Below are 12082 nucleotides of genomic sequence, written 5' to 3'. Positions count from 1 at the left end.
GATCCTTAATTAAAATCCAATGTTTAAACCCAGTGAGAAACTTTTCATTAAAGGATAGTTATAGCCATCACCATTGGTACTACCGGCATTCAAATCCTGATCAGAAGGCACGGCATTCTCCACATCTATTGTGTTTTTTACGATTTTGTACATTGGTGAGTAAGTGAAGAGGTTTTCGCCTGAGAAGAATACTTTGGCAAAACGTGCACCTACTTTATTTACCCATTTATTTGGTAAGGTATAACCCACCTGTAAGTTCTTCATACGGATGTAGGCTACATTCTGAAGGTAGCGCGTTTGTGCTACACCGAGTGTACGATTGGTATTGCTCGACGCTGCCCTTGACATGGTACGCGGGAAATAGGCATCGGTGTTAGTTGGTGTCCACATGTTCCCCAAATGAAAGGTCGGGATGTTGTTATATGGCCTGTTGTATTGGCCCCAGAACATTTCGCTCTCCGTACTCGGGTACCATTGCTGTTTTCCAACTCCCTGGAAGAAAACTGAGAAGGAGATGTTATTCCATTCTGCACCCAGGTTTACACCATACATATATCTTGGTGCTGAATTTCCGATGATTCTACGGTCGCCCGATTTACCTACCTTATTTTCGCCGACGTTAATAAAGCCATCACCATTCAGGTCTTTCAGTTTAATATCACCGGGGAACCACAGACCAGAAGGAGAGGCACGCATTTGTGGATCCTGTTTAGCATGTGATGCGATATCTGCCGCATCGATAAAGAATCCTTCGGTTTCATAACCCCATATTTCACCAAGGGTTTGTCCTTCATAGTAATCACTTAACAGTTTATCCGGGTTATTGTATTTATCAATTTTTGTTTTGTTATCCGCCAGTGTGAGTCGGATGTTATATTTAAATGGTTTCTCATCATTACCAATTCTATCGGCCCAGGATATTGAGGCTTCCCAGCCGCGCGTGGTTAAATCGGCATAATTACCTTTTGGAGGATTAGCGCCGAATACTGCCGGAGGGGTAAGTCCGGTGGTAAACATATCAGTGGTTTTACGCACATAGGCATCGCCAGTGAAATTCAAACGTCCAGAGAGCATGGATAAATCTAAGCCAACGTTGGTGGTGGTAGAGGTTTCCCAGGTTAATCCATCTGGTAGAACCACCGGGTTTTTGGTTGTTTGCGGGCGTGAGCCGTTTAGTATGACCCCGGATTGTGTCACATTGAACTGATCCTGAAAAGCATAGGACGCAATGTTACCGTTTCCTAATGAGCCATAAGATGCTCTGATTTTGAGGTCAGAAATAAGTTTATCAGATACCTTCCAGAATGATTCCTTGTTGATTCTCCATCCGGCTGATACAGAAGGGAAAAATCCGTAACGTTGATTGGACGGAAATTTTGACGATCCATCATAGCGTGCATTTACTTCAATCAGGTAACGGTCCTTAAAGCCGTAGTTCAACCTTGAGAAGCCGCCAAGGATTGCCCATTGCTCATAGCCACCATTCGTGGTAATTGCTTGCCCTAAGGCCAGGTTTAAATCTGTAGCGTCTTCGAAAATGATCCCATTTCGTTGAACGGCTACGCGGTTGTAGGTAGACTGCTCATAATTGTAACCCACCATTGCTTTAAGGTAGTGGTCTGCTCCGAACTTGTTTTCAAATTCAGCGAAAATGTTTGTAGCGATGTAATTGGTTTCCCGGGTATCGAATAATAAGTCGTTTGTGGTGGTACCTACAAAGGCTGTTACCCCGCGGGAATTGCTATAAGGTACCTGAACCCGCTTTTGTTCGATATTGTTATTGGTATTGCGGAATGTAAAATCGGCGTTTACGCGAAATTTGTTATTGAAGAAATTGCTTCTTAATCCGGTGATGTTTCTGAATACGGCACGTTTGGTATCGATTCCATTTTTGCCATAGAAGAAATCGCCTACGGTGTAGGCAGATGAGAATGTAAGTGAGCCATCGGGATTAAACAAGGGCATGGTAGGGTGGCCTTCATCTGCAATATTTCTCCAGATTCCACCACCTTCACCCACGTTGATTGGGTTGTGGTAATTCATTACTGAATAATCTGCATTGTTTTCTACGCTCAGCCATGGGAAAACCTGAATGGTTCCGCGGGCACGGATATTTTTCATGCTGTAATCATCGCTGTTGTATCTGAACAATCCGTCCTGATCTAAAAAGCGACCAGATACCAGAAATGTGGCCTTGTCACTTCCGCCACTTACAGATAGATTATTTTCGAAAGCATTAGTATTGTCTTTATACAACTCGCCGTAATAATCGGTACTGCCATAGTAAGTATACTGACCAGTAGTTGGGTTTACGTCGATCGTACTGTAGGGTTGTCCGGATTCAACGCGTCTTTTAAATTCATCGAGATATGCCTGCGAGAACACCTGTGTTTTATTGGCATTTTGTGGAAAGGCACCATCGCCATTTACAAATGCTTCGGCAAACATTTTTGCCCAGGTATAGCCGTCTGTTACCAGATCAGGCCGTACGATGGGAGATTTAGAGGCAAAGTTTGAGGTGTATGAAACGCTGGTACGTCCTTTTTCACCCTTTTTTGTTGTAATTAGAACTACTCCGAACACACCTCTTGCACCATAAATGGCAGCTGAGGCCGCATCTTTAAGAATGGATACGGTTTCGATGTCGTTTGGATTCAACAGTGACGGATCGCCCTCAAAACCATCGATCAGCACTAAGGCATTACCACCCTGGCCAATAGAGGTTGTTCCTCTGATGTTGTAACTGGGTGACTGGGTTGGCTTACCATCCATCATTTTCAGGTTGAGGTTTGGCAGCAAACCCTGCAGGCCTTGTGAAAGGTTGGTGATTGGTCTGTTTTCGATACTTTTTGCGGTAATCTGATCCACGGCCCCCGTGGCGTTTTCTCTTTTTTGCGTACCGTAACCTACTACCAGCACTTCGTTCAGTGTGCCTGATTCGCCTTTCAGGGTAATGTTTAAAGGCGTGTTTTCATTGTCTTTAACCACCACTTTATTGAAAGTGAGTGTGGTGTAGGAAATAAATGAAACAGAGATGTTATAGGTACCTGCCGGAACATTCACACTGAATGATCCGTCGCCAGCACTTTGTACTACCTTGGATAATTCCCTGATCAGGATGCTGGCTCCGGGAAGGGGTTCTCCTTTTTCGTCGACTACTTTTCCACTAATGGTTCCTGTGGCAAGCTTATCGGCAGCATGGTTGTTGACTGGTAAATTCACGTTAGTCGTGGCGGAGGCGGGAATACTGTTCAAGAGCATACATGCAATGGAAGCATAAACCACAACCCTCTGCCTAGACAGTAAAGGTTTTTTCATTTTAATTAATAATTAGTTAAAAAGGGAAATTTGTTATCGGTTTCCTTGGAATTGCTGCAAAGCTAGGGGACCTGTGTAAAGGGGAGGTTAAGTTACTTTTATCTTTACGGGTTTGTAATTTTAGTTTAAATCGATTTACTTCCGTGCAAAAAATGTCTTAACTGCAGAAATAGAAAGGGGGCCAGCAAGCTCGAAATTAAGACTGGCCTGGTTCAGCATTCAGGATTAAGGTGAGCGTGAACTAATTTTCCATTCTATTTCTTTAGTAGGTTAATTTTATTATGTTAGTAAATCGAAATATCCTTATGCCGTTAAAAAAAGTCCAACATCACGAAACCAGTAGTATGGAATGGAGCTCCTTTAAGGAGGGCGACTGGAATGCCTATATGCAACTTTATAATACTCATTTTAAGGCGCTTAATAACTATGGCTATAAATTTACCCGGGATGTAAGCCTGATTGAGGATGCAGTACACGATCTTTTTGTTCATCTATGGGCCAAAAGAAGTCAGCTGGGGGACCCGGTTTCGGTAAAAAACTATCTTTATAAATCACTGCGGAACTTATTGTTCAGGAAGATGGAAACGCAGCAGCGCTTTGTAAAGATAGAGTCCGATGAAGATTATCCTTTCAACTTCGAAGTATCGTTTGATACGGTTTTTATAGCCGATGAGTCGAAAAAAGACTTACAGAGGAAGTTAAAGGAAGCGATTCAAACCTTATCTGCCAGGCAACAGGAAATTATTTATCTGAGATTTTATGAGGGTTTGAGTTATGAAGAGGCTGCAGATATCATGAATTTAAATATCAGTTCTACCTATAAACTGCTGTATAAGGCCATTGGTAAACTTCAGGAACGTGTTAAACTGGTTGATTTGTTGATGATTTTTACTGTTTTCGCGTCAAAAAAAGCACTTTTAGAAATTAATTAATTTTTTTTAAAAAAGTAGGGATAATTTAGGCGGGTTCATGTATATAGGGAGTATAATAACTTGCTGATATGGATTTTTCTAGATTTACACATTATACTTTTGAGGATTTTTTGAACGATGATGTCTTCGTGGCATTTGTTCTCGTGCAAAATGCTTCGGATTTATTGGCCTGGGAAAAATTCAGAGCGGAATATCCATATAAAAGCAAAGTAGCTCTTGCGGCATTCGATACCATTTCCACTTATCGCAATCAAAGAGTATTTAGCAACGATGCTGCCCAGCAATCTGTTTTCGAAAAAATAGCTGAGACCATCACGGCAAGCCAGCCAACAGTCAAAAAACTTTCTTTCTCCACTTTCTTCAGGGTTGCTGCAATTTTCGCAGTAGTGATTTTACCGGCTGTCCTTTACTTTACTTTTTGGAATAAGGATGCGGTAAAAACCGATTATGGCATGATCAAAACCATCACTTTGCCTGACGGATCGGAAGTAACGCTGAACGGTAATTCGAAAATCAGTTATGCCGCAGACTTCGGGCAGGGGGCAAGGGAAGTTTGGATTGACGGTGAAGCGTTATTTAAGGTTAAGCACATCAACATTGATACGAACAATATCAAGCCCTCAGAAAAATTTATCGTGCATAGCGGCGACATGAACATTGAAGTATTAGGAACCACCTTCAATGTAAAGCGCAGGCATGAAAAAACCTGTGTAGGGCTGCTGACGGGAAAGATCAGGGTGGATTACGATGACGAAGCCCAAAACCGGAAGCAGTTTGTGATGAAGCCTGGTGACCTGGTAAAGTATGGTGGCGAAAGCAACCTTGTTCATCAGAAGATGGTTAACCCGCAACATTTAACCGCCTGGATCAACCGTCAGCTGGTATTTCAAAATGCCAGTCTGGAAGAGATGATCGGCGTATTAAAAGACGACCTGGGCTACGATGTTATTTTGGGCGATGAGAAGCTCAACGGGCTCAGGGTTGAAGGAGAAATTAATGTAGGCAGTGTTAAAGAACTGCTTCAGATTTTATCGACCACCTTGCATGTAAATATTACAACACACAATAAGAAAATAACCATTACCCAGTAGTAAGGGTAGGATTTAAGCGCTTGAATCCTATCCTGGCTATAGAAACAACAAAACAATTAACCAACAAAACCTAAACTAAACAGGATTATGAGATTACTCTACCTTAGGAGGGTGGCTAAATACGGCTGCCTGACTATGATGCTCTGCGCGTGTACGTTATTTTGTTCGGCCCAGCTGATGGCCCGCAACGTGGCCCATGCGAATGGCGTAAAAGCGCAAACCATTAATACTAATAAAATATCACTTAAAAACGCCGTACAAATTATTAAAACACGGTTCGATATTAAAATAGCTTACAAGGCTGGCATTCTGGAGAACAAAGACAGCAACCTTACTGAAACACAGCTGATGGCGTTTGGCGATGCCAAGACGGCCTTAACTTTTGCTCTTGATGGCTCAACGCTTGATTTTAATAAGATCAGCGATTCGCAGTACATCATTGTAAATGCCACAGTGGCTAATGCAGCTGATGTGATTAAAGGAACAGTGATTTCAGCCAGCGACAATCTTCCATTGATCGGCGCGACCGTTTATATTAAAGGAACCAAGACGGGTGCATCGACTGATACACAGGGACAATTCAGCCTTACTATCCCAAACGAACTGGTTGGAAAACCCATCATTTTAAGCATTGCGTCAGTAGGTTATGAAACGCTTGAAGTTCCGGTAACTGATTTCAAATCGCCTGTGAGTGTGAAGTTGAAAGAGAGTGCCAGCAGCTTAAACGACGTGGTGGTTACGGCTTTAGGAATCAAACGTGACAGCAAAGCATTGGGTTATGCCGTTACAGAAGTGAAAGGATCGGAGTTTACTCAAGCCAGGGAAAATAACGTTGCCAACGCTTTAACCGGTAAAATTGCTGGTGTGAATGCTACTGGTTTGTCAACCGGTCCGGGTGGGTCGAGCCGGGTAATTATCCGTGGTAATGGTTCATTTAATGGTAACAATCAACCGCTTTACGTAGTGAATGGTATGCCGATTGATAATAGTGTACCAGGAGGTGCTGCGACTACAAACGGACTGGCAACAAATGTTGACAGGGGTGATGGAATTTCCAGCATCAATCCTGATGATATTGAAAGCATAACCGTATTGAAAGGCGGTACTGCAGCGGCTTTATACGGCTCTCGTGCGAGTAATGGTGTAATTTTAATTACCACTAAAAAAGGAACCAAGCAAAAAGGCATTGGTGTAGATTACAATTCGACGTTTACAATTGAAAATGCGATTAACGATAACGATTACCAGTATGAATATGGGCAGGGATTAAACGGCGTAAAGCCGATGACTAAGAATGATGCCATTGCAACGGGTCGTTTGTCATTTGGAGCGAAGATAGACGGTTCTGACTATGTGGCTGCCGACGGATTAACCCATCCCTATAGTGCGGTAAAAAATAACATTGATAACTTTTATTCTACGGGCACGAACTTTACGAATACCATTGCTTTTTCGGGAGGTACTGATGGCATTGTTTACCGTTTATCTTTATCGGATTTAGATAGCAAAGGGATCATCTCTACAACTAAATTTAAACGACAAACGGCCAACTTAAATATCAATGCAAAGATTACCGATAAGATCAAAGTTGAAGGTTTGGCCCAATACAACCTGGAAAGAGGTTATGGACGAACCCTTGCGGGCGACGCTTTGGGTAACCCGAACTGGACGCCGTATGAAGTAGCCAATACCGTAGATGTGCGCTGGCTGGCTCCGGGTTACGATGCTGCGGGAAATCAAACCCCGTGGAACGATGCCGGTATTGCCACAAACGGGTATTTTGTGATGAACAAATATCAGCAGAATGACGTGAAGAACAGATTTATAGGCCAGGGATCTATCACCTATGATATTGTTAAGAACTTTCAGTTAAAGGGGGTAATCAGCCGCGACTTTTACAACTATAATTATGTGAATATTTTGCCAACGGGCGATATTTATATTCCTAAGGGTCAGTATTCGGGTATTAAATCGGACGTTTCGGAGACAAACTCACTTGTTACGGGAAATTATAAAAACCGCATTGCTGATAAAATCGGAATTTCCATTTTGGGTGGAGCGAACAGCCGCCGTTTTGAAAATAAACAGTTGAATATGGATGGCAATACTTTTACCATTCCATATTTCTACAGCTATAAAAACCTGGCTACTGCGAGTACCATTCCTACGTATCAAAGAATGAGGACAAATTCAGTATTCGGGTCGGCTGACGTAGATTATAAAAGCATTTTGTTTTTAACGTATACGGCACGTAATGACTGGTTTTCTACTTTAAGTCCTGATAACAACAGTATATTGTATCAAAGTGTCGGGGGCAGTTTTGTGGTTTCTGATGCGTTTAAGCTTCCTTCATCCATCGATATTCTGAGGGTCCGTGCATCATGGGCTGAAGTAGGTGGTGGCGCTGCCGATCCGTATAAAATTAATTTAAGTTACAGTAATGTTCCAAGTGCCGGACAGCCGCTCCAGAATGTGACGACTAACGACATTACCAACCCGAGTTTGAAACCCTATACCTCTACCACTTATGAGGCTGGTGTAGAACTGAAAATGTTTAAAGGCCGTTTAGGTTTAGATTTTACGGCCTATAGCCGCAAAACCAGTGATGACATTCTCAATGCAGCCATCTCATCTACTTCAGGATATAATAATGCTGTATTGAACGTTGGTGAACTGAGTAATAAAGGAGTTGAGTTTTTATTAACAGGGTCTCCGGTTCAGGGTGATAAATTTGGCTGGAACATCAGCTATAATGTTGCTTACAATAAAAGTAAAGTAATTAAGCTGGTTGAAGGTACTAATACTTTTCAAATGGCCACTTCTGTAGGTAACTGGGGTTACATTAATCAAACGGTTGGTAGTTCTTATGGAACGATAGTGGGGACTAAGATATTAAGGAATAACGCGGGGGATATTGTATATAATTCAGCAACGAAGCGTCCGGTTGCAACAGGTTTACAGGAACTTGGAGATGGCGTAGCGCCGTTAACCATGGGATTAACTCAGGATTTCAGGTTCGGTAATTTTAACCTGAGTTTTCTGATTGATGGTAAATTCGGAAATAAAGTATTTTCGATTAAGGAGGTTTACGCTACCCGTTTGGGTTTAATGAAGAGTACCTTACCCGGTCGGGAAAATGGCTTAACCATTTCAGGTGTTGACCAGGCCGGTAATCCTTATTCGGCTTTAATTCCGGTAAGCGATTTGCGTGCCTACTACAATGATATGCGTAATTATTCTGAATTGTTTGTGCATGATGGAGGGTTTATCAAGCTCCGTCAGGCCATTTTATCTTACAATATTCCGGTTAAAAAACTGGATTTCTTAAAGATTCAATCGGCGAGTATTTCATTTGTTGCGCGCAATATCCTGACCTTCTATAAACAAACCGACAATTTCGATCCTGAATCGAGTTATACAAATGGTAATGCACAGGGTTTCGAATCAATCGGACTACCACGCACACGTACCTTTGGTTTAAACTTAATGGTCAAATTTTAATAATGAACGATGAAAAAGTTTACAAATAAATATAAATCAGCTGCTTGCGTAGTGTTATTAAGTGCGCTTTTAGCATCATGTACAAAAGACTTTCAGGAAATTAATACTGATCCTGAATCTTCAACATCTGTTCAGCCTGCTTTCGTTTTCACGAAAGCGCAATATGACGGCGCCAAGAATAATCTTAATCTGTTATTGGGTACCATGCAATACACGACGAGTTTCAATGATGTTGCTGGTTTCGGTTCAAAGTATGTTTCCAGTCAGAGTCAGCAATCTGCGGCGCAGTTCAGCAATGCTTATTATCAGGAAATTAATGAGCTTGCACTGGTAATTAATGCCGTGAAAGACAATCCGGAGCAGGTAAATTTACTGGCTGCTGCACGAATATGGAAAGCATACTGCTTTAGCCGCATTACCGATTTGTATGGTGATGTTCCTTATTCTGAAGCGGCTCAAGGCTATACCAACTCGAACTATAAACCTGCTTACGATGCACAGCGGAGTATTTATCTGGATCTGCTTAAGGAACTGGACGAATCGGCATTAAGTTTAAATGCAGCTAAAGGTACCTTCGGTCAGGCTGATTTGATTTATGCCGGTAATACCGTTAAATGGAAAAAATTTGCTTATTCAATGATGCTTCGTTTAGGCATGCGTTTAACCAAAGTAGATGTTGCCTTAGCTGAAACCTGGGTGAAGAAAGCGATAGCTGGCGGTGTGATTACTGATGATGCTGACATTGCTAAAATTACCTATATGAGTGCCGGGCAGGATATTAACAAAAACCCGATTGCTTTAAGTTTGTATAACAGTGATTATATTAAGGCTGATGGTGTGAGCAATGCGGAGGGTGGGAAATACCAGAATACATTTATTACCTATATGAAAAACAACAAGGATCCGCGTTTAGGTATACTATCGGTTGTTTATGTAAATGGTGTTCCAGATACTTCACTGGCGGTACAAAAGGGAATGCCGGCTACCTTAAGTGCCAAACCTGCTGATTTCGTGACTTATTCTGAGCCCAACCAGAAAACAGTGCTCGCCCAGGGTGGTGCAAAACTGATTTATACCACCGCTGAAACCAATTTCCTTTTGGCAGAGGCTGTTTTACGGGGCTGGTATACCGGAGGTGTTGCAGCTACGCTATATGAAACAGGTATCCGGGCTGCCATGAAGCAATGGTCGATTATCGCACCGGCGGATGGCATCATCAGCGATTTGCAGATCAATACCTATATCAAATACCATCCGTTCAATACAGCGGGAACTTTTGAGGCTAAAATGCAGCAGATTTACACCGAGTATTGGCTGGCTGCCTTTCCGGATGCGCAGGAGGCTTTTGCCAGTTACAGAAGAACCGGTTACCCGGCTTTGGTACCGGTTGTGTATGTAGGTAATGCAACGGGAGGCAGGATCTTCAGAAGAATGTTATACCCGCTTTCTGAGCAGAATTTAAACCGCGCATCGCTTGATGCTGCTATCGCCCGTCAGGGAGCTGATGATTTTATGACCCGCATCTGGTGGGATAAACTGTAATATATTCATGATATCCGGCAGGGCTTTACAGGCGCTGCCGGATTGATTAAAACATCCGAATGATATACCGAATATTTTTAATCTGCCTGTTTTTTGCGGGTACGGTTTCTGCGCAGCGTAATGATGTGGTGGAAGATGAAACCTCGAGCAGTTATAATTTAAACAAACCTGAGCGTGAGGAATGGTTGCGCAACACCGGCGCAGGTTTATTTATCCACTTTAATGTTGATGCCCAGCTGGGTGTAGTGATCAGTCACTCACTGGTTGGCGCCTCTGATGATTACACGGATCGTTATTTCAGCGAGCTGCCTAAAACTTTTGATCCCTCATCTTTTAATCCTAAAGAAATTGCCGAACTGGCCAAACTGGCTGGTATGAAATACATTGTGTTTACCACTAAGCACCATGCAGGTTTCTGTTTCTGGGATACCAAAACCACAGACTTTAAAATTACCAATACACCCTATAAAAAAGACCTGCTGAAAGAGTTTGTAAAAGCTACACGGGAAGCCGGACTGGATGTAGGCTTTTATTTTTCTCCGGAAGATTTCAATTTTCTTTATAAGCATAAGATTCCTATCAGCAGAAATATTACCAACCTTGACGCAGGTATAAAGAAAGAATATGCAGAATACAACCGTAAACAAACGGAAGAGCTGATGCAGAATTATGGTAAGATAGATGTATTGTTTATTGATGGTGATCCCAAGGAAACGGTAAAGGAAACTGCATGGAAAATGCAACCTGATATTCTGATTACCCGTGGTGCAATTTTAACCCCGGAGCAAACCCTGCCAGGCGCCAAGATTACTCAACCCTGGTTATCGCCGATTACCATCGGTACTGCCTGGCAGTACCAGCCCACCAACGAACGGTATAAGTCGGGTTCACAATTAATTGAGTTACTGATTGAAGCCCGGTCGAAAGGTGGTTCATTGTTACTGAATGTTGGGCCCAAGGCAAATGGTGCTTTAGCAAATGAGCAGGAGGACCGTTTGCGTGAAATGGGGGGATGGTATTTCATTAACCATGAAGCTATGGACGATGTACGCAGCTGGGTGGTGAGTAAAGAGCAGAATATTTATTTTACACAAAAAGCACCTGGAACATTATTTGCCATTGTGATGGACGCTAAAAACTGGAAAGAGGGCGAACGTAGGACTTTTCTGCTGAAGTCTGCAAAGGCCACTAATGAAACCAGGATTAGCGTATTGGGGCAAAACAGCCGGATTATAGAATATAAACCCGATCTGGATGTGTCCTCAAGATTTAAACAAACAGCAAATGGACTTGAGCTTTCTGTGGTGAAGGCACAACGTATTTACGATGATCACCGGTGGCCGAATCCGGTTGTGATTAAACTGGAAAATGTTGAACCCGTTTTTGCGGACGCAGCGATGGTTCAGAGTGGTGACTACAAGGTTGCTGCAGGTACTGCAACGCTAAATGGCAAGGTGCTTAATTATACTAAAATTAAACCCCAGCGGGCAAGATTTTATTACCGGCCTTATCTTGGGCAGGTAGAAACACTTTATGCGGGCGACTGGAAAATGAGCCCGTGGGTGAATATTAAGGCGGATGGAACTTTCTCCGGAACGCTCACATTACCGAAAGGTGCTTACGAATATAAAGCCATTGTGGAACAGCAAAATGTAATTATAGAAGGTGAAAACAAAGTTTTAAACTTACCTTAGGTGG

6 protein-coding genes are annotated in these 12082 nt (G+C 42.5%); 5 read left to right on the top strand and 1 reads right to left on the bottom strand.

The annotated features are described in order from the left end of the window. Nucleotides 1–9 precede the first annotated feature (9 nt). Nucleotides 10–3318, bottom strand: a complete 3309-nt coding sequence (locus AB669_RS10290) for a TonB-dependent receptor (protein ID WP_053058362.1) — start codon at nt 3316–3318, stop codon at nt 10–12. A gap of 305 nt (nt 3319–3623) precedes the next feature. Here AB669_RS10290 and AB669_RS10285 point away from each other — a divergent pair, with 305 nt between their 5' ends. From AB669_RS10285 to AB669_RS10265, 5 genes are all read left to right on the top strand, one after another. After that, entirely contained in the window at nt 3624–4250 is a 627-nt protein-coding gene (locus AB669_RS10285) for an RNA polymerase sigma factor (RefSeq protein ID WP_047799223.1), read from the top strand. Between the two features lie 68 nt (nt 4251–4318). Further along, nucleotides 4319–5341 carry a FecR family protein gene (locus AB669_RS10280; protein WP_047799222.1) on the top strand — a complete coding sequence of 341 codons (1023 nt, stop codon included), beginning with the start codon at nt 4319–4321 and terminating at the stop codon, nt 5339–5341. A gap of 87 nt (nt 5342–5428) precedes the next feature. Continuing rightward, complete coding sequence (locus tag AB669_RS10275) at nt 5429–8842, top strand: SusC/RagA family TonB-linked outer membrane protein (RefSeq protein ID WP_047799221.1); 3414 nt, start codon at nt 5429–5431, stop codon at nt 8840–8842. A 9-nt stretch (nt 8843–8851) separates the two neighbouring features. Continuing rightward, nucleotides 8852–10384: a SusD/RagB family nutrient-binding outer membrane lipoprotein gene (locus tag AB669_RS10270; RefSeq protein ID WP_047799220.1), complete on the top strand. Its 1533-nt coding sequence runs from the start codon at nt 8852–8854 to the stop codon at nt 10382–10384. 59 nt (nt 10385–10443) lie between these two features. Next, nucleotides 10444–12078 (top strand): alpha-L-fucosidase, encoded by a 1635-nt coding sequence (locus tag AB669_RS10265; RefSeq protein WP_047799219.1) that lies wholly within the window; start codon nt 10444–10446, stop codon nt 12076–12078. Nucleotides 12079–12082: the final 4 nt, after the last annotated feature.

Source organism: Pedobacter sp. BMA, assembly GCF_001027745.1.
Taxonomy (GTDB): Bacteria; Bacteroidota; Bacteroidia; order Sphingobacteriales; family Sphingobacteriaceae; genus Pedobacter.
Note: the sequence above shows the minus strand (reverse complement) of the source record. Positions and strands in the feature narration are given on the sequence as shown.